Below are 26,202 nucleotides of genomic sequence, written 5' to 3' on the forward strand. Positions count from 1 at the left end.
CCGTTATGTCTGTCTTCGAGAAGCGCCCCGGCATGGCGCTCGCCGCGGGAGCCCTGAGCCTTTCGCTGGTGACCGGCACCGGTTTGTTCGCCCTGCACCTGGCCGGCGCCCCCTTGGTCGGCTCCGAGCCGGAGCCGACCGAGCAGGCGACGGCCGTCGAAAAGGCGCCGGAGCCCGTGGCGGCCAAGATCCGGGATGTGCCGGCCGAGGAGTCGCTGGCCGGAGCGCTGGAGACGGCGCCCAAGGGCTGGAAGACCGGCGGCAGCGTCCAGCGATCGGCTACGCAGCCCCTGCCGTTCTCCTGCCCGCCCGATGGGACCGCTCCGGCCGTGGCGCTGTCCAGGCTGTTCAGCGTCGACCGCCAGCGGATCCAGGTCGTGACCACGGCCTACTCCGCGGGTCTGGGCGCCGAGGTCATGGATGCCTTGATCGATGATGCGGACTCGTGCGCCGGGGGAAGCGTCGCCGTCCGGTCCAGGGCCTTCGGCGGCAAGAAGCCCGGGGCCGAGGCGCACCGGGTCCTGACCTACGAAGGATTCAACTCCGCCCAGGTGGTGGCCTTCCGCCGCGGCGACGTGCTGGTGTTCATCTCCGGAGCGGAAGGCGCCCCGCTCTCCGATGCCGCGCGGGAATTCGACCGGCACCTGGCGGACCGGCTGGAAGGCGTGTGCGCCGACCAGCAGTCCACAGCAGGCGATGCCCGCCGTTCGCCCTGGTCGGCCGAGGGGTACAAGCCGTACACGGTCGAGCAGAAGGTTTCGGTGCGGGACCTTCCGCTGCCCCGGCTGTCGGAGGACGCGGAGGCGGAAGCCGTCGGCCTGCCGGGCCCGAAGATCAAGATCCAGCGCGCCCGTCCGGCCGCGGAGCCGGTCTACCCGGTCTGGCCGCTCATGCCGGATCGGATGGAGGTTCCCAAGGCGCCCGCAAGCCCGGACGAGGCTCCCGTGACGCAGGCCAACGTCGCAGTGCTCGCGGAGGACAAGACCGGGCCGGGCTGCGGCTGGGCCTTCACCGGGATGAGCCCGGTGGTTTTCGACGCACAGGCCGCGGAACAGGCCAACGCCAAACGCCGCCAGGCGGGCAAGGACAAACTGGCGGACGGAACCGTCCGGTGGCAGCAGGACGTGCTCGACTATTGGAACGCTTATGACCGCTACGTGGATGAGGCGGCAGAGTACAAGGACTACGCGGCGGACGTGGCCAAGGTCAATAAGGCCTGGGACGCGATCGGCGAGGACTGGTCGGACTTCTGGGTGGCCTACGACGCCTACGAGGCCAAGTTGGCGGAGCGCTCGCTGTTCTTCGTGAACCAGGACAATGCGCGCAACCGTTATGAGAACGCCTTGGACCAGTGCGAGGCCGACAACCGCGACGCCGCGGAGGAGGCCCGCCAACAGGCCGAAGACCGCAAGAAGGAAGCCGACGAAGACGAGAAGGACGAAGACAAAAAGGACAACAAGAAGCAGGAAGAGACGGAAGAGCCCGCCCCCGCGCAGGTCGACTGTGACTCGGCGGTAACGGAACCGGCCATCCTGTCCCAGGCCCCGCCGCCGGAGCCTGCCGAACCCGAGCAGCCCAAGGACCCGCGGCCGGCGGACCGCCGCTGAGCATCCTGCCGATCCGGGAACCCGGGTCTGCGGATCCGTGAACCCGCCGCCGGGCTGCTACGCGGCGTCGGCCGCGTCGAGCGGATAGATGTCCCAGAGGAAACAGGCCGAGTCCGGCGGGACCCGGTGCAGGGCATTGAAGTGCAGCCACTGCCAGGCCGTCGCCCCGTTGTCGTCACAGGGCGCGGGCGGGCAGCTGCCCGGGGTGAACCACGCCCCGCCGGACCAGATGAAGCGCAGCGGTCCGGACGAGGTTTGGAACGGATCGGCTCCGGGCAGCCCGCGCGGCAGGACCAGCTTGGCCCGGAGCGTCCCCGCCATTCCGGCAGCGTAGAGCTCGGTCCTCGAGGGGTCGTGGGCGTAGGGGAGGCCCTCCAAGAGGCCGTCAACCAGCCGCATGCTTTGGCGGATGGCGGCTTTGAGGGGGAGCCCCGCGGTAACGACCAGTGCCGTTTGGCGTTCCAATGGTGCCTCCTTAGTACATCCTTTGCCGTGCGGCACGGTTGCCGCTTTGCTGGTGTAGACCCTAGGGGCGGCAGCGTCGCCACCGGAAGGCATCATGCCGCGCCTGTGGATAGCGCTCATGCGGTGAGCGAACAGAGGCGACACATCAACCCCGTACCGATAACGTGGGGGACATGGCAACGATCAATATCACCGAGGCCCAGTTCCCGCAGACCATCGAAGAGAACGACATCGTCTTTGTCGATTTCTGGGCCGACTGGTGCGGCCCCTGCAAGCAGTTCGCCCCCGTCTACGATTCCGTCTCGCAGCAGCACGAGGACGTTGTCTTCGCCAAGGTTGATACCGAAGCCGAACAGAGCCTCGCCGCGGCGGCCGGCATCACCTCCATCCCCACGCTGATGGCCTTCCGCGAGAAGGTGCTGGTCTTCTCCCAGCCCGGCGCACTGAACCCGACGCAGTTCGGCGAGCTCGTCGACGCCGTCAAGGGACTGGATATGAAGGAAGTCCACGCCCAGATCGCCGCGCAGCAGGCCGAGGCAGCCCAGGGCAAGGCAGAATAGCAGGAGCAATAGCCCCTCAGCCCTAGGAGATGCGCCGATGCTCTCGTATTCCGCTGCGCCCACGGACACGCCTCTGCTGGAGGCCACGATCGGCCAGGATTTCGAGGAGGCAGCGGCGCGTTTCGCCGAGCGGGATGCGCTGATCGAGGCCGCGACCGGACGGCGCTGGACTTATGCGGAAATGGACCGCGACGTGGACCTGCTGGCCCGCGGCCTGATGGCGTTCGGCATCGCGGCCGGGGACCGGGTGGGCATCTGGTCGCCGAACTGCGCCGAGTGGACGCTCGTGCAGTACGCCACGGCCAAGATCGGGGCGGTCCTGGTCAACGTCAATCCGGCCTACCGCCTGCATGAGGTGGAGTTCGTCGTCCGGCAGTGCGGGATGCGGATGCTCATCACCGCGCCGTCGGACAGCCGCAGCGACTACGTCGGCATGGCCCGCGCCGTGCTGGCGTCGTGCCCGGACCTGACCCGAATCGTGGTCATTAGTAACGACGGCGGTGCGGCAGGTGCCGGGGAAACGGACCTTGCCAGGGTGGTCGGCGCCGCGGAGTCGGTTCCCCAGCAGGCCCTGCGGGACCGGATGGACGGGCTCGCGCCGGACGATCCGATCAACCTGCAGTACACCTCCGGGACGACCGGCTTCCCCAAGGGCGCGACCCTGACGCACCGGAACATCCTGAACAACGGCTACTTCATCGGCGAGCTGCTCGGGTACACGCCCGAAGACCGGGTGGTGCTGCCGGTGCCGTTCTACCACTGCTTCGGCATGGTGATCGGCAACCTGAACATCTACTCGCACGGGGCCGCCGCCATCCTGCCCGGCCGCAGTTTTGCGCCGGCGGAAACCCTGCGGGCCGTCCAGGACCACGGCGGCACCTCCCTCTACGGCGTGCCGACGATGTTCATCGCCGAACTCGCGCTCCAGGACTTCGAGGACTACGACCTCTCTACCCTGCGCACGGGGGTCATGGCCGGCTCGCCGTGCCCGGTGGAAATCATGAAGCGCGTCATCAATGACATGCACATGGCGGAGGTCGCCATCTGCTACGGGATGACCGAAACCTCGCCGGTCTCGACCATGACGCGCAGCGAGGACAGCATTGAGCGCCGCACCTCGACGGTCGGGCGGACCATGCCGCACCTGGAGAACCGCGTCGTCGATCCCTCGACCGGCGGGACCTTGGAGCGCGGCGTGATCGGCGAGCTGCACACCCGGGGCTACAGCGTCATGCAGGGGTACTGGAACGATCCGGACAAGACCGCCGAGGCCATCGACCCGGACGGCTGGATGCATACCGGGGACCTGGCCAGCATGGACGAGGACGGCTACATCATCATCGAAGGCCGGATCAAGGACATGGTCATCCGCGGGGGCGAGAACATCTATCCCCGCGAAATCGAGGGCTTCCTCTACACCCACCCGGACATCCAGGACGTGCAGGTGATCGGCGTCCCGGACGAGAGGTACGGCGAGGAGCTGCTGGCCTGCATCATCCTCAAGCCGGGAGCGGCCGAGCTGACGGCGCCGGATATCGATCGGTTCTGCCGGGGCCGGCTGGCCCATTACAAGATCCCGAAGTACGTGGAGATCTACCGGGAATTCCCGATGACGGTCTCCGGGAAAATCCGGAAGGGCGAGATGCGGGAGGCCGCCGCCGGGCGGCTGCACGCCGGTCCGGATGCGAACTAATGGAAGCGGTGGTCCTGCGGGGCCAGCCGCGGTCCGAAGGCGGGCTTGCGGAAGCCGCTGAGCACGAGCATCCGCACCACGCGCTGGCGGTGCCCGCGCCACGGCTCCAGCAGTTCCAGCATGCCGGCGTCGTCCGTCTTGCGCCCGGTCAGTGCGTAGCCGACGAACGCGGCGAGGTGGAAGTCTCCGACCGAGACCGAGTCCGGATCGCCGTGGGTGCGCTGGGCCGTCTCGGCGGCGGTCCAGGGGCCGATCCCGGGAACCGAGCACAGTTTCGCGGCCAGTCCATCTCCCGGCTCCGCGGCGGCCAGGCGTTCCAGCCCGGAGGCCGCGCCGCAGACGCGCAGGATGGTGCCCGACCGCTTTGAGTCCACGCCGGCGCGATGCCATTCCCATGAGGGGATGCGGCGCCACTGCCCCGCGGAAGGGGCCGCCTTCAGGCCGTCGGGGGCGGGACCGGGGGCGGGCGAACCATGCCGGCTGACCAGGTAGCGCCACGAGTAGCGGGCCTCGATCGTGGTGATCTTCTGTTCGAGGACGGCAGGCACCAGCGCGTCGACCATCCGGCCGGTGGCGGGCAGCCGCAGCCCGGGATGCAGCCGGCGCGGACGGGACACGAGTGTCGGGAGGGTGGCCTGGAAGCCCGGATCATCGAAGGCGCTCCAGTCGTCGTCGGCGCCGAGCAGGCGGGGGAGCCCGGCCAGCGCCGAGTCCGCCCCGGGACCCCAAAGCCTGGCCTCGACGGTGGTGCCCTGCGGGCCGCGCCGGGCCGTTAACCGCAGCGACACCAGACCCTCCGCCGCTGCGTACGCCAGCCACACGCCGTCGTGCGTGAACCGGATGGTGGGGTCCTGCTTCCCGCGGGCCAGGACACCCAGGGTTCCCGCCAGGTCATAGTCCGCCGGGAGCATGAGCTCGGCGACCGCGTCGGCGCGTGGGGCGGCGGAGGCGGTCAGCGGGGGCATGGCTTAATCGTCGCACGATCCGAGGGCCGCGGCGGCAGCGTTCGGATGTGAAGCTTTCTTAGCGCCGGCTATGAGTGCCGTTGGGGGGACCGGTAGATTTGGGCGCATGAAGTATGCCAATTCTGTCCTGGACCTGATCGGAAACACCCCGCTGGTCAAACTCAACAAAGTGACCGAGGGGATCGCCGCCACCGTCCTGGCGAAGGTTGAATACTTCAACCCCGGCGGCTCCATCAAGGACCGGATCGCGGTCAAGATGCTGGAAGCGGCCGAGCAGGACGGCCGGCTCAAGCCCGGCGGCACCGTGATCGAGCCGACCAGCGGCAACACCGGCGTCGGCCTGGCGCTGGTGGCGCAGCAGAAGGGCTACAAGTCCATCTTCGTCACGCCGGACAAGGTCGGGGTGGAGAAGCGGGACGTGCTCAAGGCCTATGGCGCCGATGTCGTGGTCACGCCGACGGCGGTAGCCCCGGACAGCCCCGAGTCCTATTATGGTGTCTCGGACCGCCTGGTGCGCGAGATCGACGGCGGCTACAAGCCGGACCAGTTCTCCAATCCCGCCGCACCGCAGAGCCACTACGAGACCACCGGGCCGGAGATCTGGCGCGACACCGACGGCACGGTCACGCACGTAGTGATCGGTGCCGGCACGGGCGGGACCATCACCGGAACCGGCCGCTACCTGAAGGAAGTCTCGGCGGACCGCCCGTCCGGCCCGGTGAAGATCATCGGCGCGGACCCGGAAGGCTCCGTCTACTCCGGCGGCAGCGGACGCCCCTACTTCGTCGAAGGCGTCGGCGAGGACATGTGGCCGGGCAACTATGACAAGTCCGTGCCGGACGACGTGCTGGCCGTGAACGACGCGGAGTCGTTCGCGATGACCCGCCGGCTGGCCAAGGAGGAAGGGCTGCTCGTCGGCGGCTCCTCCGGCATGGCCGTGGTGGCGGCGCTCCGCGTGGCCAAGGACCTGGGCCCGGACGACGTCGTCGTGGTCATCCTGCCGGACTCCGGCCGCGGCTACCTGGCCAAGATCTTCAACGACGAGTGGATGCGCTCCTACGGCTTCATCGCCGCGGGGGAGGAGGCTACGATCGGCGAGATCCTCAAGGGCAAGAACGGCCGGATGCCGGAACTGGTCCACACCCACCCGACCGAGTCCGTCCGCGACGTCGTCGGGATCATGAATGAATACGGCGTTTCCACGCTGCCGGTGTTCTCGCAGGAGCCGCCGGTGGTGATGGGCGAGGTGCTCGGTTCCGTGGACGAGCGCACGCTGACCGCCCAGCTGTTCAAGGGCGAAGCCAAGCTGACGGACAAGATCGGGGACCACATGGGAGCGACCATGCCGCTCATCGGCGCCCTGGATTCGCTGTCGGCCGCGCGGGAAAAGCTGCAGACCGCCAATGCGCTTCTCGTGACCCTCGAGGGCGCGCCGGTGGGCGTGCTGACCCGCCACGACCTGCTGACCTATCTGACGAGCTGAAGGAAGAGGACCACATGACTGCAGAGAACACCGGCGGCTTCAACACCCGCGCCATCCACGCCGGACAGGCCTTCGAACCGCGGACCGGCGCCGTAGTCCCGCCCGTCCACTTCAGCTCCACCTATGCCCAGGACGGCATCGGCGGGCTGCGCGAGGGCTACGAGTACGGCCGCGGCACCAACCCCACCCGTGATGCGCTCCAGGAGCAGTTGGCCGCCCTCGAGGGCGCCAAGTACGCCTACTCCTTCTCGTCCGGCCTCGCCGCGGAGGACGGCCTGATCCGCGCCTTGATGGCACCGGGCGACCACATCGTGCTGGGCAACGACGCCTACGGCGGAACCTACCGCCTGATCAACCGCGTGCTCGGCCCGTGGGGCATCGGCCACACCGTCGTCGACATGGCGGACCAGGCGCGCGTGGCCGAAGCGGTGAAGGCCAACAAGACCCGCTTCGTCTGGGTGGAGACCCCGTCCAACCCGATGATGAAGGTCACGGACATCGAAGCCCTGGCCAAGGTGGCCCACGACGCCGGGGCACTGCTGGTCGTGGACAACACCTTCGCGTCGCCGTACCTGCAGAATCCGCTGGCCTTCGGCGCGGACATCGTGGTGCACTCCACCACCAAGTACATCGGCGGCCACTCGGACGTGATCGGCGGGGCCGTGGCACTGAACGACGACGAACTGGCCGAGAAGGTCGGCTTCGTCCAGTTCGCCGTGGGCGCGGTCTCAGGCCCGCTCGATGCGTTCCTGACCACGCGCGGCCTGAAGACCCTCGGCGTCCGCATGGACCGGCACTCGTCCAATGCGCAGGCCGTCGCCGAATGGCTGCAGGGCCGGCCGGAGGTGGAAGCCGTCTACTACCCGGGCCTGCCGGACCACCCGGGCCACGAGCTGGCCAAGAAGCAGATGCGCCGCTTCGGCGGAATGGTGTCCGTGTCCTTCAACGGCGGAGAGGCCGCCGCCCGCAGGATCGCCGAATCGACCCGCGTCTTCACGCTGGCCGAGTCCCTCGGCGGCATCGAGTCGCTGGTCAACTACCCTTCCCAGATGACGCACGCGTCCGTAAAGGGCACAGAGCTTGCCGTCCCGGAGAACCTGATCCGGCTCTCCGTGGGCATCGAGGACGTCGAGGACCTGATCGCCGACCTCGAGCAGGCATTCGCCAGCCTCTGAGCGTCCACCTTCGGGCCCCAGGGCTACCGACGACGGCCGCCCGCCTTTCGCACGAAAGGCGGGCGGCCGTCGTCGTACATAGACTTAGCCTCATGACTCACGGAACCCTGCTCGCCGTCTGCCGCGTCCACGCGCTCAAACCGGACGAGAGCAAGGTGGGAATCACGGCGATCGACAAGCGCCCCGTGGCCGGTCCGGTGGCCGTCCACGAACTGGGCCTGCGCGCCGACGTCCAGGCCGACAGGAAGAACCACGGCGGGGAGCTGAAGGCGCTCTACGCCTACGCAGCCGAAGACGCCGCGCAGTGGGCCGCGGAGCTTGGCCGGGACATTCCCGCCGGACTCTTCGGCGAGAACCTGCGAACCGAGGGGCTGCCGGTCAGCGGCGCGCTGGTGGGGGAGCGGTGGCGGATCGGCGAGGCCGTGACGGTGACGGTCACCATGCCGCGCATCCCGTGCGCCACCTTCGGCCGCCACATGGACCAGCCGCAATGGGCCAAGCGTTTCCTGGCCAAGGGCCTGCCCGGCGCCTACCTGAAGGTCGACGCCGCCGGAGCGATCGCCGCGGGGGATAGCGTCGAGGTGCTGTACCGCCCGAGGCACGGGGTGTCGGTGGCGGACGTCTCCGGCGGGCTGGGCCTGGAACAGGCACGGGCGCTGCTGGAGTCGGAGAACGACGGCGAAATCACCTTAGGCGGCAACGTCCTCCGGGCGGTGCGTCGGGCGCTGAAGCGGGCGAAGGCCGAGGCTCCGGCGACGGCGCCGTAACCGCCGCGGCTCTTGCCACCCGAGCGGCCGTGGCATAGCGTTTATGCAACTTGTTGTGCAAAGGAGCGCAGTGTGACCGGTCCGTATCCCCGCCTGCTGGAACCCCTCGACCTCGGCTTCACCACGCTGCCCAACCGGGTGCTGATGGGCTCCATGCACACGGGCCTGGAGGAACGCCCGGGCGGATTCGAGAGGCTCGCCGCGTTCTATGCGGAACGCGTGCGCGGCGGCGTCGGCCTGATTGTCACCGGCGGCTTCTCGCCGAATGAGGCGGGAAGGTTGGCTCCCGGCGGCGCCATGCTCTCCACCCCGGAAGAGGCCGCGGAGCACCGGACGATCACCGAAGCCGTGCACGCCGCCGGCGGCAGGATCGCCCTCCAGCTGCTGCACGCCGGGCGCTACGCCGCGCACCCGGACCTGGTGGCCCCCAGCGCGGAGCAGGCCCCGATCAGCCCTTTCACCCCGCGGGAACTGGACGCCGCGGAAGTCGAGCAAACCATCGAGGACTTCGCCCGTGCGGCCTGGCTGGCCCAGTCGGCCGGGTATGACGGCGTCGAGATCATGGGCAGCGAGGGCTACCTGGTCAACGAGTTCATCACGGCCCGGACCAACCGGCGGGCGGACTCCTGGGGCGGGGACTACGCCAGCCGCATCCGTTTCCCGCTCGAGATCGTGCGCCGGACCCGGGAGCGGGTAGGGCCGGACTTCATCCTGATCTACCGGTTGTCCATGCTGGACCTGGTCGAGGGCGGTTCCTCGCTGGCCGAGGTCATCGACCTGGCGCAAGGCGTCGAGGCGGCGGGAGCCACCCTGATCAACACCGGGATCGGCTGGCACGAGGCCCGCATTCCCACCATTGCCACATCCGTTCCGCGGGCCGGCTTCGCCTGGGTCACCGGGCAGCTCATGGGGCGGACCGGCCTGCCCCTGATCGCGACCAACCGGATCAACACGCCGGAGACCGCGGAGCAGGTGCTGGCCGACGGCTGCGCGGACGTGGTCTCGATGGCGCGGCCGCTGCTGGCGGATCCGGCATTCGTGCTCAAGGCTTCCCGCGGCGTGGCCGACGAAATCAACACGTGCATCGCCTGCAACCAGGCGTGCCTGGACCACACGTTCGCCGGCAAGGTGAGCTCCTGCCTGGTGAACCCGCGCGCCGGACACGAAACCGAGCTAGTCCTGCGGCCGGCCGAGGAGAAGAAGCGGCTCGCCGTGGTGGGCTCCGGGCCGGCGGGCCTGGGCTTCGCGCTCGCGGCCGCCGAGCGCGGGCACCGCGTCACGCTCTTCGAGGCCGCGGACAGGATCGGCGGGCAGTTCAACCTGGCCGCGCGGATCCCCGGGAAGGAGGAGTTCCGCGAGACGCTGCGGTATTTCCGGCGGCAGCTGGAACTAGGCGGGATCGACCTGCGGCTGGGGACACGTGCCACCGCCGAGGCGCTCCAGGCCGAGGGATTCGGCGAGGTCGTCCTCGCCACGGGCGTGCTGCCGCGGGTGCCGGAGATCGAGGGGCTGGACCATCCCTCCGTGCTGGGCTACCTCGACGTACTGCAGGGCAGGAAGCCGGTCGGGGCCACCGTGGCCATCCTCGGTGCCGGCGGCATCGGCTTCGACGTCGCGCATTTCCTCACCGAGGCCGGCCCTAGCGAGGCGCTGGATCCGGAGCTTTTCCGCGCACAGTGGGGGATCGACCCTCATTACGCGGCTGCCGGCGGCCTGTCCCGGCCCCGGCTGCGGCCAGCGGCGCGGACGGCCTACCTGCTGCAGCGGAAGAGCAGCAAGATCGGCGCCGGGCTGGGCAAGACCACGGGGTGGATCCACCGGACGGAGCTGAAGGACAAGGGCGTGACCATGATTCCGGGCGTGACCTACCGGAGGATCGACGACGCCGGGCTCCACTTCAGCGTCGAGGGCACCGAGCGTGTACTCGCCGTGGACACGGTGGTGCTCTGCACCGGCCAGGAGCCCCGCCGCGAGCTGCTGCCGGAGCTCGAGGCCGCGGGCCTGAAGGTCCATCTGGTCGGCGGCGCCGACGTGGCCGCCGAACTGGACGCCAAACGCGCCATCGACCAGGCGGTCCGGCTGGCCGCGGTGATCTGATGTCGCTCCGCCACGCCATCCTGACGGCGCTGCTGGAGAAGCCCGGGTCCGGGGCGGAGCTGGCGCGGCGCTTCGACCGGTCCTTCGGCTTCTTCTGGCCGGCGACGCACCAGCAGATCTACCGCGAACTGGGCGGACTGGAGCGCGACGGCATGGTCCGCTCCACCGGCCGCGGCTCCTCCCGCGGCCGCGCCAAGGACTATGAGGTCCTGCCTGCCGGCCGGTCGGAACTGGCGGACTGGACGGGACGGCAGCAGGATCCGCGGCCGGTGCGCGAGGAACTGATGATCCGCCTCCGGGCCTCCGCCGTCCTGGGCTCGCCGGACATCGGCCCCGAGCTGCGCCGGCATCTGGGGCTCCACCGCCGCCAGCTGAGAACCTACCTCGACTTGAAGGAACAGACCTTCCCGCCGGGCCGCACCGGCAGCGCAGGCCTAACCGGCGGCACCGGACGCGGCAGCCACCTGCAGCTCGCGGTGCTGGAGGCCGGCATCGTCTTCGAGCACGCCTGGGTCGAGTGGGCCGAGGCGACCCTGGACGGGCTTTGACAGCGGGCCCGCCCGAAGCCCCCAGATCCGCCCGTCCCTCGACCAGCTCCGGCTGTGCAGCAGATGCCCTTTCTGCGCCTGACAGGGGCATTTGCTGCTCGATGGACGGTCGCGCGGGGAGCCGCACCGCAGCCGCCTCGGGGCGCCTGTGCCCAAGCTCACCGCCGCCGTCGTATTTGCACGGACCGGCTGGCGGCGCGGATGCCGTATGATGGATACATCCCCCACTCCGGTATTCCCTTATTTCGGCGCGTCGCGTCTGATTGGTGTGTTGGGTCCGCAGCTATTGCGGACAGTTTCATTTTGGGAGCGCCGGCTGTCGAAAGCGTCATACAGACCGCCGGGAGGCGGCCAGCAGCTGTGACGGAAAGTCCTGCCGCGGGATTGCAACAGCGCCGGACTTGTGTCAATGAGCCTCCCAGGACGTCGCCGTCTCCTTGAGACGGCCATGCTTTGCGTGGCTTCCGTTCCCCGAAATGAATATGAGGAACCTTCGTGTCCGAAAATCCCACCTCCACCGTGTCCGAAACCGAAGCCGCTGCGCCGGCCCAGGCGGCATCCGAGGAAGAAACCGTACTCTTCACCGACCTCGGCCTTGACGGCCGTGTCCTGGCGGCCCTGACCGACGTCGGCTACGAGAAGCCGTCGCCGATCCAGGCCGCGACCATTCCGGTCCTGCTGGAAGGCCGCGACGTCGTCGGCCTGGCCCAGACCGGCACCGGCAAGACCGCAGCCTTCGCCATCCCGGCACTGTCCCGGATGGCCGAGCTGCCGGCCACCAAGAAGACCCAGATCCTGGTGCTCGCGCCGACCCGCGAACTCGCGCTGCAGGTTGCCGAGGCCTTCTCGTCCTACGCCGCCCACATGGAGGACTTCACCGTCCTCCCGGTCTACGGCGGCTCCGCCTACGGACCGCAGCTGGCCGGACTGCGCCGCGGCGCCCAGGTCGTCGTCGGCACCCCGGGCCGCGTCATCGACCACATCGAAAAGGGCTCGCTGGACCTGTCCGAACTCCAGTACATGGTGCTGGACGAGGCCGACGAAATGCTGCGCATGGGCTTCGCCGAAGAGGTGGACCAGATTCTCTCGAAGACCCCCGAGGAGAAGCAGGTGGCCCTGTTCTCGGCCACCATGCCGACCGCCATCCGCCGGATCGCCAAGAAGTACCTGAAGGACCCGGCCGAGATCTCGGTCAAGTCCAAGACGTCGACCGGCTCCAACATCCGCCAGCGCTACGTCCAGGTCATGGGCGCCCACAAGCTTGACGCGATGACCCGGATCCTGGAGACCGAAGAGTTCGACGGCGTCATCGCCTTCGTCCGCACCAAGATGGCCACCGAGGATCTTGCGGACAAGCTCAAGGCCCGCGGCTTCACCGCTGCCGCCATCAACGGCGACATCCCGCAGCAGCAGCGCGAACGCACCGTGGAAGCGCTGCGCGAAGGCAAGGTGGACATCCTGGTGGCCACCGACGTCGCCGCCCGCGGCCTGGACGTCGAGCGGATCAGCCACGTCGTCAACTACGACATCCCGCATGACACGGAGTCCTACGTGCACCGGATCGGCCGCACCGGCCGCGCCGGCCGCACCGGCGACGCCATCCTCTTCATGACGCCGCGCGAGAAGTACCTGCTGCGCGCCATCGAGAAGGCCACCCGGCAGAGCGTGGAGCTGATGCACCTGCCGACCGTCGACTCCGTCAACGCCAACCGTCTCGAGAAGTTCGCCGGCCGGATCACCGAAACGCTGGGGTCCGAGGAACTGACCGTCTTCCGCGAGCTCGTGGAGAAGTACGAGGCGGACCACGACGTGACCGCCGTGGAGATCGCCGCCGCGCTGGCCCACATGGCCCAGGGCGGACGTCCGCTGCTGATGGAGGAACTGCCGGCGCCGCCCGCCAAGCAGGCGCGCCTGGCTGGCGGCAAGAAGGACGGCTTCGGCTCCCGCGGGCCCAGCCGCCCGCTGACCGAGGGCAACGCCACCTACCGGATCGCCGTCGGCCGCCGGCAGCGGGTCATGCCCGGCTCCATCGTCGGCGCCCTGGCGAACGAGGGCGGCCTGACCTCCGCCCAGATCGGCGGCATCGACATCCGCAGCGACCACTCCCTGGTCGAGCTGCCCTCGGACCTGTCCCAGGACCAGCTGCGCGCGCTGTCCAAAACCCGGATCGGCGGCGAGCTCATCCACCTTGAGCTCGACTCCGGCCGCAAACCGCGCCGCGACCGCGAGGATTTCGCGGGCAGCCGGGGCGGCTACGGTGATCGTGGCGGCTTCAAGAAGAAGTTTGATGGCGACCGTGGCGGTTACAAGAAGAAGTACGACGGCGAGCGCGGCTTCGGCAAGGACCGTGCGGACCGCGGGGAATCCCGTTTCGGACACGGCGCCGGAGCGCGGAAGCCGCGGCACTCCAGCTACTAGGAACAAGGTTCAGCGCCCCAGCTGACCTTTCGGGAGGCACCCGCAGCCAGACAGGCTGCGGGTGCCTCCCGCTTTTTGTGCGCAATCTCACTGCACCATCCGATCCGCCGCCTGGATTGCGGGACGGGGGCGTCCCCGCCCGGCGCGGAGCGAAGAGCGTTTCCATAGCGCGCATAGGCCTCAAAAACGGCGGCGGAGGCCGGTTTATGTGGGACTGGACACAAACAGGCCATTTCGATTTCACTCTGGCCGAATCTGCTGGTAATGTATTTCTCCGTTGCCCCCCTAGCTCAGTGGTAGAGCGCGTTCTTGGTAAGAACGAGGTCACCGGATCGATTCCGGTGGGGGGCTCTGAATGGCGGAGCCCGCGTCTGTGTCGAAAAGGCGCAGCGCGGGCGTTCCCATTCGTGGCGGTGTAGCTCAGCTGGTTAGAGCGCACGACTCATAATCGTGAGGTCCCGGGATCGAGTCCCGGCACCGCTACAACAAAAGGGCAGGTCTGCGGCTCACGGAGTCGAAGGACCTGCCCTTTCTTGCTGCCTGTGCGGGACACGGGCGGGAGATTTACCTGGCTGGCGACGGGATAGAGCACGGTGGGCCCGCAGCGTCCACTCCTGCTTCACCGAAGAAGCAGCGGGGCAGGTGAGGGCCGGGACGCCATGAAGCACTCGGATGCAGCTGATCTGAATTCCGGCTATGAATTCTTAGGCCCCGGACGGAGAGCCTGCGGCCGCAGCCGGTCCGGCGCGGCCGCCCATCCCGTGCTGGAACGGCGCCGGACGGGCAGTTCACCCAGACCGCGTCCGGCCGTCCTGGTGCCGGGCCCGTGGGATCCAGGGCCAGGGCGAGAGGTTTGCTCTCCTTCTTCCAGGTGCGCCTGATGGGGGAAATATGTGGCGGAGGCGCCACAGCAGGGCAAGCCCGCCATACACTGTGACGCACACCCGGTCCGGCAAGCCGCGATGCCTGGACGCCCGGCCATTCACCCTTGGAGGGACCAAATATGGCATCATCTTCTCCGTTTCCGACACCCGCCCTCAGGGGCGGCGCGTGGCAGGACAGGCTGGGACGGGTGGGCAGCCGGTGCGCCCAGATCCTGCTGCTCCTGACTCTGATCAGCGTGGCGGTCTACGGGCTGCTGCGAGTCCGTTTGCTGGTGATTCCGGTGCTTATTGCGCTGATCCTCGCCGCGGCGATCGGTCCTTTCGTGAACCTGCTCCGCCGCAAGGGCCTCCCCGGCGTACCGGCAACCCTGATCGCCTTTTTGAGTCTGCTGGCAGTGCTGGCGGTTACCGGTACCCTGATCGTGATGGCCGTCCGCAGCCAGTGGGACGAACTTCTTGCCGCCGGCACCACTGGACTTGACCGCCTGGACTCCTTTCTCGTGAACGGGCCGCTGCCGATCACGCAGGACCAACTGGGGCAGGGGCGCCAGGCCCTGATCGATTTCGCCACCAGTGCCCAGGCCCGTTCCGGGGCACTGACGGGGCTTTCTGTGGCCACGGAGTTCCTGGCTGGCACAGCCCTCATGGTCATTGTCCTGTTTTTCCTGCTCAAGGACGGGGCAATGATCTGGAATTTCCTGCTGCGTCCGTTCAGCGGCGCGCGGGAAGCGAAGCTGCGCCGGGCAGGTCAGCGCACCCTTGAGGTGCTGGGCAGTTATGTACGCGGCACGGCGATCATCGCCCTGATCGACGCCACCGCCATCGGTATCACGCTGCTGGTGCTTCAGGTGCCGCTGGCAGTCCCGCTGGCCATGATCGTTTTCCTGGGCGCCTTCGTTCCTTTAATCGGCGCCACTTTCGCCGGCGTGTTGGCGGTGCTGGTGGCGCTGGTCGCGAAGGGTCCGCTTGTCGCCGTCATAGTGGCCGGGGTTGTGATCGCAGTCAACCAGCTCGAAAACCATTTGCTTCAGCCGGTGGTGATGGCCAGGTCGTTGAAGCTGCACGCCCTGGTCATCCTGTTTGCCCTCACCGCAGGCACTATCCTGGCCGGCATCATAGGGGCGGTGCTCGCGGTCCCGCTGGCCGCCGTTACGTGGGCAGTGCTCCAAGTCTGGACCGCCGAGGACCCGCGGATCCAGGACCTGAACCCCGACCTTCCGCCTCCCGGATCCGAACCGACCTAACCGGGCACGTCGGGAACGCGGCCCGCCTGCCGCGTTCCCACACTTCCCAGTACGCCGTATTACAGGGCTGATCGGGCGGACTGCCCGCCTGTGACCGGCCAGGCGTATGGCTCACCAGCCCGGAATCAATGTGCCGTAAAGCCGCCGTCGACGGGCAGGGCGACGCCGACAATGAAACTCGCGCCTGGGCTGCACAGCCAGACCGCGGCAGCGGCAACCTCGTCAGCCCCGCCGAGGCGTCCGATGGGCTGCTCCCGGAGGATCTCGGCCATAGCGTCGGCCTGGGTCTCCAGCATGCCGGAGACCATCGGGGTATCGACCACACCGGGGCAGATGGCATTGATGCGGATGCCTTTGGGTGCGTATTCGACGGCGGCGGACTTGGTCAGGCCGATCACGCCGTGCTTGGAGGCGTGATATGCCGCGCGCTCGGGCAGGCCGACCAGGCCTCCCAGCGAGGAGCAGTTAACGATTGCACCGGAGCCTTGTATGCGCATCTGGCGCAGCTCGTGCTTCTGCGCGGCCCAGATGCCGCGCAGGTTCACGGCGTTGACGCGATCGAAGTTCTGAGCCGTCTCGTCGGCGGCGTCAGAGGGCGGGACCTGGATACCGGCGTTGTTGAAGGCCATGTCCAGACGACCGAAGGCCTTGACTGTCTGGTCAACCATCGCGGCGGCCTGCTCCTCATCCGCGACGTCGCAGCTAATGCCGAGCGCTTCATGACCGGCATCGACAAGAGTCCGCGCAACTTTCTCCACGGCGTCCCGATCAATGTCTGCGAGGACGACGGCGGCGCCGGCCTCGGCGAAGTGGCGGGCGGCGGCCAGGCCCATGCCGGAGGCGGCACCGGTAACGAGGGCGACCTGTCCCTCGAATTGGTAGGTGGGGTTCATGGGTGAAGATTCCTTTTCTAAAGAGGGTTCTCATGTCGCACCGGCCTGCGGGACGACACAGCTCGTGCGCGGCGAGGCCGGGGATGGAGGGCCGCCTGCTGGTGGTCCTCCTTACGCGTGGTCTGTCCTCGGGCTTATGGCTTGATGAGGACTTTGAGGCTGGTGCGGTCGTCCATGTCTTTGTACCCGGCAGGGATGCCGTCGAGGTCGGTGGTGGCGTCGAAGACCTTGCCCGGCTCGATGGTGCCGTCGAGGATGTCGGGCAGCAGCTGATCGATGTAGGCGCGTACGGGTGCGGGTCCGCCGGCGAGGCGGATGTTGTGGCGGAAGAGGCTGCCGAAGCCGATGGGCGCGTCTTCGTACTGGGGTACGCCGACGCGGCTGACGACTCCGCCGGGGCGGACGACGCCGATCGCCTGCTCGTAGGCGGGCATGTGGCCGACGGCTTCGAGGACCACGTGGGAGCCGTGGCCGCCGGTGAGTTCGCGGACTTGGCTGATGCCTTCCTCTCCGCGGGCGGCGACCACGTCGGTGGCGCCGAACTCGCGGCCCAGGGCGGTGCGGGTCTGGTGGCGGCCCATGAGGATGATCTGCTCGGCGCCCAGACGCTTGGCTGAGAGCACGGCCATCAGTCCCACGGCTCCGTCACCAATCACGGTGACGCGGTTGCCCGGCTTCACATCCGCCATCTTTGCGGCGTGGTAGCCGGTGCCCAGCACATCGGCGAGGGTGAGCAGGGAGGGCATGAGCGCGGAGTCGGGCGCGACGGGCAGCTTCACGAGGGTGCCGTCGGCCAGGGGGACGCGGACCGCTTCGGCCTGGCCGCCCTCGTCCGGGATTCCGTCCCAGAAGCCAGCCTCGTGGTGGGTACAGGAGGTCTGCAGGTTCTCACGGCAGAATTCGCAGGTGTTGTCGGAGATCGCGAAGGGAGCGACGACCAGGTCGCCCTTCCTGAGGGTGGTGACCGCAGAGCCGGTGTCTTCGACGATGCCGATGAGTTCGTGGCCCATGCGGGCCGGCCCGTGGGCGGCGTCCATGGAGTGGTAGGGGTGCAGGTCAGACCCGCAGATGCAGGAGGCGGTAATACGGACCAGTGCATCCGTGGGCTGTTTGATGGTCGAGTCGGGGACGTCCTCGACGCGGACGTCCCCGGGACCGTACATGAGGGTTGCACGCATGATTTCTCTCTCTGTTTCTTCCGATAGCCTGGTTTTCGACGTCGGGGTGGCCATGTTCCCGAGTGAACGTGGATGTCGCTCCGCCGTGCCTAAGCAGCCGCGGCGGCAGCAGCCACGGGTTCGGCCGCCGTTGCGGTAGCGCGGCGGTGGAGGAGGGCGAGTACGATGGTGGGGATCAGGGTCAGGGTGGCGACGGCTGTTCCGACGGCCACAGGACCGGTGGCGCCGAGGCCGGAGGCGAGGGCGATCCCGCCGATCCAGGAGGCCGCGGCGGTGCCGGCGTTGAAGGCCGCGACGGCCAGGGCGGATCCCAGGGTGGGGGCGTGCTCGGCATAGCGGACGGCGAGGGCGACCAGCACCGGGTTTGCGCCCAAGCCGACGAGTCCCAGCAGAACGATGAGGGCGGTCAGGGGGATCGGGGCGTCGGCCGCGAAACAGATGCCCGCGAGGATGATGGCGGTCGCCCCGGGAGCCAGGATCGTCGTTGCGTGGGGATGGCTGTCGCCCAGCCGGCCGCCTACGAGCGAGCCCGCCAGTGACCCGACGCCGAAACCGGCGAGGACCAGCGGCACGAGACCGGATGGCATGCCCGCCTGGTCGGTCAGCAGCGGCGCGATGTAGGAATAGGCGGCGAGCACCCCACCGGTCGTGGTGGAGCAGGCCGCCAGCGCCAGCCACAGCCGGCCCGAGCGCAGAACCGTGAGTTCCGAGCCGATCGATACCGGCCTGTGGGCGGCACCGTCCCGGGGGACGTGACGGGCAATCAGCGCCATCGCGCCGACGGCGAGGATGGCCAGCGCCCAAAAGGTTCCGCGCCAGCTGGTGACCTGCGCGGCGAACGCGCCCAGCGGGACGCCAATGACGGTAGCGAGCATGCCTCCGGCGTTCACGATCCCCAAGGCGCGAGAGCTAGCGCCCTCGCCGGCGGCTCGGGTGGCGACCACCGCTGCGACCGCCCAGAATGACCCGGTGGCCAACGCGGTCAAGAACCGTGCGGGCAGCAGCACCCCGGTGGTGGAACCGAGGGCGACGACCACGTGACCGGCCGCGAAGACGACCAGCGCCAGGATCAGCGTCAGCCGCCGGGGCAGCCGCCGTGTCAGCATCGCCATCAGCGGTGCGCCCACCATTCCGGCCGCGAATACCGTGATCAGCAGGCCGGCCTCGGCGACGGGGACCTGCAGGTCGCCTGCGATCTGCGGCAGAATGCCGGCCACGACGAACTCGGTGGTGAGCATCAGGAACGTTCCCAACGCCAGCACATAGACCACGAACGGAAGCCGGGCCGGCCGGCGCTCGATCGTGTCGGGCCGGTTCTCGGTCTGGAGGCAGGGGTTTTCCCCTTGCATGCGAAAAACTCCTCGCTGTCATCGAATTTGTCTCAACATCGATTTCAGCTGTCCCTTCACCCGGGAAGAAGGCTGCGTTTATGGGGGCACAAACTCTCCCCCCTTAACCAACGCCGGAGAGACCTATCGTGGATCTATGGACAACGCCCCCGACAACCGCGCCGACATCCGGGACTTCTTGGCCAGCCGCCGCGCCCGGATCCGTCCGGAGCAGGTCGGACTGCCCGCCGGCAGCCGGCGGCGTGTTCCCGGGCTGCGCCGCGAGGAGGTCGCCGTTCTGGCCGGAGTCAGCCCCGAGTGGTACACACGGCTGGAGAAGGGCAACATCGCCGGCGTATCGGACGACGTCCTCGAGGCCGTCGTCCGGGCACTGCAACTGGACGATGAGGAACGCAGATACCTGTTCGAGCTGGCGCGCGCAGCCCGACCCGCCCGCCGCGGGCCGGCCCGACCCAAGGACACCGAGGTCGCGGACCCGGTACGGTGGCTGCTGCATTCCATCACCCTGTCGGCCGCGTTCATCCGCAACGGCCGCCTCGACGTCCTCACCAGCAACCCGCTGGCCCGCGCCCTTCACGCGCCGATGTTCGCCAGTGCCACGACCACTGCCCACGGCCGTGCGAACTTCGCGCGCTTCCACTTCCTCGATCCGGCCTCACGGGAGTTCTTCATTGACTGGGACGCCGGCGCCGCAACCAGCGCCGCCCTCCTGCGCGCCGAAGCCGGCCGGGCGCCCGACGACAAGGCCCTGCGCGAACTCGTGGGAGAACTGTCCACACTCAGCCCCGAGTTCCGGACCCTGTGGGCCGCCCACGACATCCGCTTCCGCCACGAGGGAATCAAACGCCTGCAGCACCCCGTCGTCGGCTACCTGGAACTGTTCTACCAGTCCCTCGCCCTGCCCGCGGTGTCGGGTGTGGCGAACGAACTCAGCGTCTACACGGCCGAACCCGGGACCAAACACGAAGAGCACCTTAAACTCCTCTCCAGCTGGTCGGCACCGACAGTCTCGAAGGCTACAGAACCGAACAATTAGCCCGTCGTTTCAGCGGCTACCGACAGGCCTTGGGCGGAGTGGTCCGTGCCTGTCTTGAGGGGAACGCACCATCGGCGCGCACGCGATGGCGACGAGTCCCAGGACGCCGCCGACGGTGAAGGCGACGCGGACGCCGTCGACCAGGGCGACGTTGCCGGCGATGCCGCTGGCCGCCGCCATGCTCGTCCCGATGGTCATGGCCGCGATGAGGACGGCGGTACCGGCGGCGCCGGCCAGCTGCTGCAGCGTGTTCATGATGGCGCTGCCGTGGCCGTACTGCTCGCGCGGCAGCGAGCCCAGCGCAACGGTCATCAGCGGCGTCATGAGCATGGCCATGCCGACGCAGAACACCGTATGGAAGGCGACGATCATGCCGACCGGTGTGTCAACGTGGACGCTGCCGAGCAGCCACTGTCCGCCGGAGAGCAGGACGGCGCCGGGGATGACGATCGGGCGGGGGCCGGCCTTGTCGTAGATGCGTCCGACGATCGGCGAGATCACGCCCTGGATCAGGCCGCCGGGCAGCAGGGCCAGGCCGATGGTCAGCGTGTCCAGGCCCATGCCGTTCTGCATGAAGATCGGCATCACCATGACGGTGCCGAGCATGGTCGCCATCGCGATCATGACGATGACCACGGAGACGCGGAAGTTGCGCACCGTGAAGGGCCGCAGGTCCAGCAGGTCGGACTCAATCTTGCGCAGGACGCGCTGGCGCTTGACGAAGAGTGCCAGGGCCGCGACGCCGACCACCAGAGCAACGATGGGCGACCAGGCGCCTTGCATCAGGTCGGCTATGGAGGACAGCGCGTAGACGATACCGCCGAAGGCAAAGGCGGAGAGAATGACCGAGGGGACGTCCAGGGGAGCCTTGCGGGTCTCCCTGCCGGTCTTGATGGCGAAGATGCCGAAGAGGAACACGATGATGGCAACCGGCACCATCAGGCCGAAGACCCAGCGCCAGCTCATGGAGCCGACGATGGCCCCGGAGAGGGTGGGGCCGATGGCCGGTGCTACCGAGATGACCACTGAGTTCAGGCCCATGACCGTGCCGCGGTGCCGGACCGGGACGGAGGTCAGGGTGGTAGTCATTAGCAGCGGCAGGATGATGGCCGTGCCGCCCGCCTGCACGATGCGTCCGGCCAACAGCACGGCGAAGGTCGGGGCGACGGCAGCCAGCGCGGTGCCGACGATGAACAGCAGCAGGGCCCAGACGAAGAGCCCGCGCGTCGTGAAGCGCTGCAGCATGAAGCCGGTGGTCGGGATCACCACGGCCATGGTGAGCATGAAGCCGGTGGTCAGCCACTGAGCGGTAGTGGCCTCGATGGCCAGGTCCGTCATGAGGTTCGGCAGTGCGACGGTCAGCACCGTCTCGTTGAGGATCATGATCAGTGCCGAAAGCACCAGCGCCGTGATTACCGCGGCAATCCGCTTGGGCGGGACCCTCTCGGGGTCAACGGATTCTGCCGCGGCGACGTTTCCGGGCGGAGTGCTCTCTGCCAGGGTGTTCTTCATGGATGCCTTTCCGGTTGAAAGAGATTTGGGGCAGTCGATAATACTTACAAAAGTATAAGTGTGCTCGAAAAGAAATGGGCCCCACCGGGATGTGAGCTTAGTCCGGTTCCCCGATGAGCGTTGCCAGGCGCTGCAGGGCCGGCAGGCTGGCGGAGATCTGCTCCCTCTCTTCGGGGCGCAGCTTATCTGCAGCGGTGCCCAAGGTATCGGCCCACATCGTTTCGAGGAGGGTCCTGATGCGTTCCGATTCCGCAGTGGGGTGCAGCGTGACGTAGCGCTTGTCTGCAGTGTCGCGGACCCGGGTCACGAGGCCGCGGGCCACGAGTTCCCGGAGCTGCGTGCTGATGTTGCTGAACTGGCGGTTTAGCCGGGCGGCGACTTCGGCCACCGTAATGCCGGGGTGGGCCTCGATGACACGCATGATGTCCACCATTCCGTTGGGCAGCAGCGGGACGCCGGCATCTTCATGGGATTTCCGGCGCACGTCCGAAGAGATATCGATCAAGGCCACGGCAAGCTGCCGGAGGTCCACGACGTCCTCCAGCAGCATGCCCGGCTTATTGCTTTCCATCCCACAAGGATAAGGTCTCCCGCAGTACCGCCCGCGGGCCGCGGCCTGTCCCCGTTGCTACCGGAGCCACTCCAGGCCCGGGTGGTTTTCGTAACCCGGATCCATGGTGCAGGTTCCCTCGGTGTCCGTGATTTCGCGGGCATCCTTCACCGAGAAGACGTAGGAGGCATCGCGTTCGTTGCTGGCCCAGCCCAATTGCCGCTCGTAGCGGCGGACGATCTGCTGCTCCGCATAGCCCGTCCAGTCGACATTGCCCGGCGGGAACAGTTCGTCGAGGCGGCCGCCCTCGTGATCCAGCAGCATCGTTATGTAGGCATGCGGCTCGTCCGTCTTCGGGTCCTCGACGACTTGCCAGTGAAAGACGGAGGCCGTAGGAAATGTCGTCAGCATCTGCATCGACAGGTCTCGCATGATCTGTGCGTGTTCGCGGTTGGGATCGGGCACCGGAGTCTCCTTCCAGCGGGAGTGCTGCATAATCTGGCCGGCGCAGGGGGTGGCATCGGGGAAATGCCGCAGAGCCGGGAGATGATCATCCCACTCCGGGCGCGCAGGGGGCAGGGGGCAATGCCGGATCGTTATCATGCCCGGCACGCCCGGACCGGATCGAGACCTGGCGGGATGGCGGACTCCGGACCGCCACATGCCTGCCGGAATGCGTGCGGCTGCGAGAAAGTCAGCTTGCTTAGTTCCGGGCGATCTCGTTAGCGTAGGGGAGGGAGCAACTCCCGAAGATTCTGCGAAGAACTGGAGGAATCATGGCTGAACAGAGCATTTCCGGAAAGAAGATCGCCTTCCTGCTGACGGACGGCGTTGAGCAGGTCGAACTCACCAGCCCGTGGCAGGCGGTCAAGGACGCCGGTGCGGAACCGGTGCTGGTCGCCCCGAAGACGGGCGAACTGCAGGGTTTCAAGGGCGTGGACAAGGCGGACAAGTTCCCCGTCGACGTGGCCGCCGAAGCTGCCAACGCGGCGGACTATGACGCCCTCGTCATTCCCGGCGGCGTCGTCAACGCCGACCATTTGCGGGTCGAGAAGGACGCCGTGGACTTCACCCGAGCCTTCTTTGAGAGCGGGAAGCCGGTGGCCTCGATCTGCCACGGTCCGTGGATCCTGATCGAGGCCGGCGTTATCGACGGGCGGAAGCTGACCTCGTACCACACGCTCGCCACCGACCTGAAGAACGCCGGGGCGACCTGGGTGGACGAGGAAGTCGTCGTGGACCAGGGCCTCGTGACCAGCCGCAACCCGGGCGACCTTGAGGCGTTCAACGCCAAGCTCATCGAGGAAGTCGCCGAGGGCAAGCACGGCGGGCAAACCGCCTGACCAGACCCTAAACGACGACGCCGGGACCGCCTTGCGCGGGTCCCGGCGTCGTTGTTGTGCGGCGGGGGAGGGCTCGCCCGGTTGAGGAATCTGCGGCTCCAACCGATAACCTTGGAGCATGAACCCGTGGGATCTTGGCTCGCCGCTGTACCGCAAACTGGTCATCTCAGCCATGGTCCTCATCGGCGTCGGTATCCTGATGTCCATCTTTGCCGCGTTCGCCAGCGTGCAGCCGCTGACGTGGGTCGCGCTGGCCTTCATCATCACCGGGTTGCTGACCCACCTCGCCGGCCTGGTGGTCCGTGCCCGGGACGCCCGCGCCCGCCAGGCGGCCGCGCGATCCGGCAGGGGCAGCTGACTCTTCCGGAGCCGCCGCCCCGTGCGGCTTCCCGGTGCCGCTGCACTAGGCTTGTCCAAGCTTGTTTCCGCCCGCTCAAAGGAGTTCCATGACAGAGCAGAAGGGGGTCAACCCCGAGCTCGCCGGCCGCGTCTATCCGGCCGGTGATGCCTACAGTGTTGGCCGCGAGAAGATCCGCGAGTTTGCCCGCGCCGTGAAGGCCACCCACTCGGCCCATTACGACGTTGAGGCGGCCCGTGAGCTCGGCTACAAGGACCTGGTCGCACCGCCGACGTTCGCCATCATCGTGGCCCAGCGCGCGGACGCCCAGCTGATTGAGGACCCCGAGGCCGGGATCGACTTCTCCCGCGTGGTCCACGCCGACCAGCGCTTCGTACACCACCGGCCGATTGTCGCCGGCGACGAGCTCGTGGCCGAACTCCACGTGGACCAGGTGCGGTCCATGGGCGGTGGCGCGATGATCACCACCCGCGCCGAAATCAGCACCGCGGAAGGCGAGGCAATCGCCACCACGACGTCGTCCATCCTGGTGAGAGGGGAGGGCCAGTGACTGTTGCCCTGAACGAGCTGTCCGTCGGCCAGGAGATCGGCAAGGCAGCCATCGACGTCTCTCGAGGGGACCTGGTCCGCTACGCCGCTGCCTCCGGCGACTTTAACCCGATCCACTGGAACGGCCGTTTCGCCGAGCAGGTCGGCCTCCCGGGCGTCATTGCCCACGGCATGTTCACTATGGGTGCGGCCGTGCAGGTCGTGACGGACTGGATCGGCAATCCCGGTGCCGTGGTCGACTACCAGACCCGCTTCACCAAGCCAGTGGTCGTCGAGGACCTTGACGGTCCGGGCGCCACCATCGAGGTCACGGGCGTCGTCGGTGCCGTCGACGAGGCCAACTCGACCGTTCGGGTGGACCTGACGGTCACGTCCGCCGGCCAGAAGGTGCTGGTCAAAGCGCAGGCCGTGGTCCGTGCCTGGTAGCAGCGACGCCGCAGCCGGCGTGCGGTTGGCCCCGTTGACCACCGTCCAGGTGGGAGGCCCGGCGGCGAAATACGTCGAGGCCGTTTCCGAAGAGGCCGTTATCGCCGAGGTCCGGTCGGCCGACGAGCACGGCGAGGACCTGCTGATCATCGGCGGCGGGTCCAACCTGGTGATTTCCGACGACGGGTATCCGGGAACGGTCCTGCGGATCGCGAATTCGGGCTATGAGGTTTCCGAGGATGGCGCCGCGGGCGGGGCCGTCCTGCTCGACGTCGAAGCGGGACAGCAGTGGGACGAGCTCGTCGAGGCCACCGTCCGGCAGGGACTGGCGGGGCTGGAAGCGCTCTCGGGGATCCCGGGGCTGACCGGAGCCACACCGGTACAGAACGTGGGGGCGTACGGAGCCGAGGTGTCCCACACGCTGGAGAACGTCCGGGCCTGGGACCGCCAGGAGGCCCGGGTGCGAACCTTCACCAACGGCGAGCTTGGCTTCGGCTACCGCGATTCGCTGCTCAAGCAGACCACCCTGAACGGCTCGCCGCGCTATGTTGTGCTGGCCGTCCGGTTCCGCCTGCGCCGCGACGCGCTGGGTGCTCCGGTGCGCTACGCCGAGCTGGCCCGGGCTCTGGGCGTCGAGGTGGGGGAGCAGGCGCCCGCCGCCGATGTCCGCCGCGAAGTCCTCCGGCTGCGGGCATCGAAGGGCATGGTGCTGGACGCGGCCGACCGGGACACGTACAGCACCGGCTCCTTCTTCACCAACCCGATTGTCCCGCCGGCTGCGGCGGAACACCTGCCGTCCGACGCGCCGCGCTGGCCCACGGGGGACCAGGTGAAGCTCAGCGCCGCATGGCTGATCGACCGGTCCGGTTTCGGCAAGGGCTTCGGCCTGGCAGGAACAGCCAACGGAGCCGTCGACGGCGTTGCGGTGGCTGGCGGCCGGGCCGCGCTGTCCACCAAGCACACGCTGGCGATCACCAACCGGGGAAACGCAGAAGCCGCAGACATCCTCGCCGTCGGACGGACCGTCCGCGACGGCGTTGAAAGCACCTTCGGTATCCGGCTGCACCCGGAACCGCTGCTGATCGGCTGCTCGCTCTGATTC

At 68.2% G+C, this 26,202-nt stretch carries 24 protein-coding genes and 2 tRNA genes; 18 read left to right on the top strand and 8 right to left on the bottom strand.

Going from position 1 to position 26,202, the window contains the following annotated elements; translation table 11 throughout:
• Positions 1-5 precede the first annotated feature (5 nt).
• Positions 6-1,607: a hypothetical protein gene (locus WFH44_RS04845; protein ID WP_336712198.1), complete on the top strand. Its 1,602-nt coding sequence runs from the start codon at positions 6-8 to the stop codon at positions 1,605-1,607.
• A gap of 57 nt (positions 1,608-1,664) precedes the next feature.
• On the opposite strand, the gene WFH44_RS04850 is transcribed toward WFH44_RS04845, so the two are convergent.
• Positions 1,665-2,072 carry a hypothetical protein gene (locus WFH44_RS04850; protein WP_336712200.1) on the bottom strand — a complete coding sequence of 136 codons (408 nt, stop codon included), beginning with the start codon at positions 2,070-2,072 and terminating at the stop codon, positions 1,665-1,667.
• 173 nt (positions 2,073-2,245) lie between these two features.
• On the opposite strand from WFH44_RS04850, the gene trxA reads away from it, so the two are divergent.
• Together trxA and WFH44_RS04860 are read left to right on the top strand one after the other, a co-directional pair.
• Positions 2,246-2,632 carry a thioredoxin gene (gene trxA, locus WFH44_RS04855; protein WP_336712202.1) on the top strand — a complete coding sequence of 129 codons (387 nt, stop codon included), beginning with the start codon at positions 2,246-2,248 and terminating at the stop codon, positions 2,630-2,632.
• Positions 2,633-2,669: 37 nt separating this feature from the next.
• Positions 2,670-4,325, top strand: a complete 1,656-nt coding sequence (locus WFH44_RS04860; protein ID WP_336712203.1) for an AMP-binding protein — start codon at positions 2,670-2,672, stop codon at positions 4,323-4,325.
• On the opposite strand, the gene WFH44_RS04865 is transcribed toward WFH44_RS04860, so the two are convergent.
• Complete coding sequence (locus WFH44_RS04865; RefSeq protein WP_336712204.1) at positions 4,322-5,290, bottom strand: DNA-3-methyladenine glycosylase family protein; 969 nt, start codon at positions 5,288-5,290, stop codon at positions 4,322-4,324. The genes WFH44_RS04860 and WFH44_RS04865 overlap by 4 nt on opposite strands.
• A 106-nt stretch (positions 5,291-5,396) precedes the next feature.
• Here WFH44_RS04865 and WFH44_RS04870 point away from each other — a divergent pair, with 106 nt between their 5' ends.
• From WFH44_RS04870 to WFH44_RS04910, 9 genes are all read left to right on the top strand, one after another.
• The gene (locus WFH44_RS04870; RefSeq protein WP_336712206.1) at positions 5,397-6,773 is read left to right on the top strand and encodes a cystathionine beta-synthase; all 1,377 of its coding nucleotides are present in this window, start codon (positions 5,397-5,399) and stop codon (positions 6,771-6,773) included.
• Positions 6,774-6,787: 14 nt separating this feature from the next.
• Positions 6,788-7,948 (top strand): cystathionine gamma-synthase, encoded by a 1,161-nt coding sequence (locus WFH44_RS04875; protein WP_336712208.1) that lies wholly within the window; start codon positions 6,788-6,790, stop codon positions 7,946-7,948.
• A 92-nt stretch (positions 7,949-8,040) separates the two neighbouring features.
• Positions 8,041-8,715 carry an MOSC domain-containing protein gene (locus WFH44_RS04880; RefSeq protein ID WP_336712209.1) on the top strand — a complete coding sequence of 225 codons (675 nt, stop codon included), beginning with the start codon at positions 8,041-8,043 and terminating at the stop codon, positions 8,713-8,715.
• Between the two features lie 72 nt (positions 8,716-8,787).
• Positions 8,788-10,812, top strand: a complete 2,025-nt coding sequence (locus WFH44_RS04885) for an NADPH-dependent 2,4-dienoyl-CoA reductase (RefSeq protein ID WP_336712210.1) — start codon at positions 8,788-8,790, stop codon at positions 10,810-10,812.
• Positions 10,812-11,360 carry a PadR family transcriptional regulator gene (locus WFH44_RS04890; protein WP_336712211.1) on the top strand — a complete coding sequence of 183 codons (549 nt, stop codon included), beginning with the start codon at positions 10,812-10,814 and terminating at the stop codon, positions 11,358-11,360. The genes WFH44_RS04885 and WFH44_RS04890 overlap by 1 nt, the downstream gene beginning before the upstream one ends.
• Positions 11,361-11,855: 495 nt before the next feature.
• The gene (locus tag WFH44_RS04895) at positions 11,856-13,778 is read left to right on the top strand and encodes a DEAD/DEAH box helicase (protein WP_336712213.1); all 1,923 of its coding nucleotides are present in this window, start codon (positions 11,856-11,858) and stop codon (positions 13,776-13,778) included.
• A 279-nt stretch (positions 13,779-14,057) separates the two neighbouring features.
• A tRNA-Thr gene (locus tag WFH44_RS04900) sits at positions 14,058-14,129 on the top strand.
• Between the two features lie 58 nt (positions 14,130-14,187).
• Positions 14,188-14,261 (top strand) — tRNA-Met (locus WFH44_RS04905).
• A 520-nt stretch (positions 14,262-14,781) separates the two neighbouring features.
• A complete protein-coding gene (locus WFH44_RS04910; RefSeq protein ID WP_336712215.1) occupies positions 14,782-15,906 on the top strand; it encodes an AI-2E family transporter in 1,125 nt (374 codons plus the stop codon).
• A gap of 125 nt (positions 15,907-16,031) precedes the next feature.
• On the opposite strand, the gene WFH44_RS04915 is transcribed toward WFH44_RS04910, so the two are convergent.
• The 3 genes from WFH44_RS04915 to WFH44_RS04925 all read right to left on the bottom strand — a co-directional run bounded on the left by WFH44_RS04915 (position 16,032) and on the right by WFH44_RS04925 (position 19,326).
• Entirely contained in the window at positions 16,032-16,799 is a 768-nt protein-coding gene (locus tag WFH44_RS04915) for a glucose 1-dehydrogenase (RefSeq protein WP_336712216.1), read from the bottom strand.
• 134 nt (positions 16,800-16,933) lie between these two features.
• Positions 16,934-17,977 carry a zinc-dependent alcohol dehydrogenase family protein gene (locus tag WFH44_RS04920; protein ID WP_336712218.1) on the bottom strand — a complete coding sequence of 348 codons (1,044 nt, stop codon included), beginning with the start codon at positions 17,975-17,977 and terminating at the stop codon, positions 16,934-16,936.
• Between the two features lie 89 nt (positions 17,978-18,066).
• The gene (locus WFH44_RS04925) at positions 18,067-19,326 is read right to left on the bottom strand and encodes an MFS transporter (RefSeq protein ID WP_336712219.1); all 1,260 of its coding nucleotides are present in this window, start codon (positions 19,324-19,326) and stop codon (positions 18,067-18,069) included.
• 136 nt (positions 19,327-19,462) lie between these two features.
• Between WFH44_RS04925 and WFH44_RS04930 the strand changes: the two genes are divergently transcribed.
• Positions 19,463-20,362 carry a helix-turn-helix transcriptional regulator gene (locus WFH44_RS04930; protein WP_336712220.1) on the top strand — a complete coding sequence of 300 codons (900 nt, stop codon included), beginning with the start codon at positions 19,463-19,465 and terminating at the stop codon, positions 20,360-20,362.
• Positions 20,363-20,371: 9 nt separating this feature from the next.
• Here WFH44_RS04930 and WFH44_RS04935 read toward each other — a convergent pair whose 3' ends face one another.
• From WFH44_RS04935 to WFH44_RS04945, 3 genes are all read right to left on the bottom strand, one after another.
• Positions 20,372-21,874, bottom strand: a complete 1,503-nt coding sequence (locus tag WFH44_RS04935; RefSeq protein WP_336712222.1) for an MDR family MFS transporter — start codon at positions 21,872-21,874, stop codon at positions 20,372-20,374.
• A 97-nt stretch (positions 21,875-21,971) separates the two neighbouring features.
• Positions 21,972-22,445 carry a MarR family winged helix-turn-helix transcriptional regulator gene (locus WFH44_RS04940; RefSeq protein ID WP_336712223.1) on the bottom strand — a complete coding sequence of 158 codons (474 nt, stop codon included), beginning with the start codon at positions 22,443-22,445 and terminating at the stop codon, positions 21,972-21,974.
• 57 nt (positions 22,446-22,502) lie between these two features.
• Positions 22,503-22,889 carry a hypothetical protein gene (locus WFH44_RS04945; RefSeq protein ID WP_336712225.1) on the bottom strand — a complete coding sequence of 129 codons (387 nt, stop codon included), beginning with the start codon at positions 22,887-22,889 and terminating at the stop codon, positions 22,503-22,505.
• Positions 22,890-23,200: 311 nt separating this feature from the next.
• On the opposite strand from WFH44_RS04945, the gene WFH44_RS04950 reads away from it, so the two are divergent.
• The 5 genes from WFH44_RS04950 (at position 23,201) to WFH44_RS04970 (ending at position 26,199) form a co-directional block, all read left to right on the top strand.
• Positions 23,201-23,767 carry a type 1 glutamine amidotransferase domain-containing protein gene (locus WFH44_RS04950; protein ID WP_336712227.1) on the top strand — a complete coding sequence of 189 codons (567 nt, stop codon included), beginning with the start codon at positions 23,201-23,203 and terminating at the stop codon, positions 23,765-23,767.
• Between the two features lie 118 nt (positions 23,768-23,885).
• A complete protein-coding gene (locus WFH44_RS04955; RefSeq protein WP_336712229.1) occupies positions 23,886-24,125 on the top strand; it encodes a hypothetical protein in 240 nt (79 codons plus the stop codon).
• A gap of 88 nt (positions 24,126-24,213) precedes the next feature.
• Complete coding sequence (locus WFH44_RS04960; RefSeq protein ID WP_336712230.1) at positions 24,214-24,675, top strand: FAS1-like dehydratase domain-containing protein; 462 nt, start codon at positions 24,214-24,216, stop codon at positions 24,673-24,675.
• Positions 24,672-25,100: a MaoC family dehydratase gene (locus WFH44_RS04965; protein ID WP_336712231.1), complete on the top strand. Its 429-nt coding sequence runs from the start codon at positions 24,672-24,674 to the stop codon at positions 25,098-25,100. Before WFH44_RS04960 ends, WFH44_RS04965 begins: the two co-directional genes overlap by 4 nt.
• Positions 25,090-26,199: a UDP-N-acetylmuramate dehydrogenase gene (locus WFH44_RS04970; RefSeq protein WP_336712233.1), complete on the top strand. Its 1,110-nt coding sequence runs from the start codon at positions 25,090-25,092 to the stop codon at positions 26,197-26,199. The genes WFH44_RS04965 and WFH44_RS04970 overlap by 11 nt, the downstream gene beginning before the upstream one ends.
• Positions 26,200-26,202 lie beyond the last annotated feature (3 nt).

This window comes from Arthrobacter sp. USHLN218 (genome assembly GCF_037144715.1).
Classification (GTDB): domain Bacteria; phylum Actinomycetota; class Actinomycetes; order Actinomycetales; family Micrococcaceae; genus Crystallibacter.

Excerpts from the sequence above, each read along its gene's own strand:
- WFH44_RS04845 (WP_336712198.1), top strand. The coding sequence starts at position 6 with ATGTCTGTCTTCGAGAAGCGCCCCGGCATGGCGCTCGCCGCGGGAGCC.
- trxA (WP_336712202.1), top strand. The coding sequence starts at position 2,246 with ATGGCAACGATCAATATCACCGAGGCCCAGTTCCCGCAGACCATCGAA.
- WFH44_RS04860 (WP_336712203.1), top strand. The coding sequence starts at position 2,670 with ATGCTCTCGTATTCCGCTGCGCCCACGGACACGCCTCTGCTGGAGGCC.
- WFH44_RS04865 (WP_336712204.1), bottom strand. The coding sequence starts at position 5,290 with ATGCCCCCGCTGACCGCCTCCGCCGCCCCACGCGCCGACGCGGTCGCC.
- WFH44_RS04870 (WP_336712206.1), top strand. The coding sequence starts at position 5,397 with ATGAAGTATGCCAATTCTGTCCTGGACCTGATCGGAAACACCCCGCTG.
- WFH44_RS04875 (WP_336712208.1), top strand. The coding sequence starts at position 6,788 with ATGACTGCAGAGAACACCGGCGGCTTCAACACCCGCGCCATCCACGCC.
- WFH44_RS04880 (WP_336712209.1), top strand. The coding sequence starts at position 8,041 with ATGACTCACGGAACCCTGCTCGCCGTCTGCCGCGTCCACGCGCTCAAA.
- WFH44_RS04890 (WP_336712211.1), top strand. The coding sequence starts at position 10,812 with ATGTCGCTCCGCCACGCCATCCTGACGGCGCTGCTGGAGAAGCCCGGG.
- WFH44_RS04910 (WP_336712215.1), top strand. The coding sequence starts at position 14,782 with ATGGCATCATCTTCTCCGTTTCCGACACCCGCCCTCAGGGGCGGCGCG.
- WFH44_RS04915 (WP_336712216.1), bottom strand. The coding sequence starts at position 16,799 with ATGAACCCCACCTACCAATTCGAGGGACAGGTCGCCCTCGTTACCGGT.
- WFH44_RS04920 (WP_336712218.1), bottom strand. The coding sequence starts at position 17,977 with ATGCGTGCAACCCTCATGTACGGTCCCGGGGACGTCCGCGTCGAGGAC.
- WFH44_RS04925 (WP_336712219.1), bottom strand. The coding sequence starts at position 19,326 with ATGCAAGGGGAAAACCCCTGCCTCCAGACCGAGAACCGGCCCGACACG.
- WFH44_RS04930 (WP_336712220.1), top strand. The coding sequence starts at position 19,463 with ATGGACAACGCCCCCGACAACCGCGCCGACATCCGGGACTTCTTGGCC.
- WFH44_RS04935 (WP_336712222.1), bottom strand. The coding sequence starts at position 21,874 with ATGAAGAACACCCTGGCAGAGAGCACTCCGCCCGGAAACGTCGCCGCG.
- WFH44_RS04940 (WP_336712223.1), bottom strand. The coding sequence starts at position 22,445 with ATGGAAAGCAATAAGCCGGGCATGCTGCTGGAGGACGTCGTGGACCTC.
- WFH44_RS04950 (WP_336712227.1), top strand. The coding sequence starts at position 23,201 with ATGGCTGAACAGAGCATTTCCGGAAAGAAGATCGCCTTCCTGCTGACG.
- WFH44_RS04955 (WP_336712229.1), top strand. The coding sequence starts at position 23,886 with ATGAACCCGTGGGATCTTGGCTCGCCGCTGTACCGCAAACTGGTCATC.
- WFH44_RS04960 (WP_336712230.1), top strand. The coding sequence starts at position 24,214 with ATGACAGAGCAGAAGGGGGTCAACCCCGAGCTCGCCGGCCGCGTCTAT.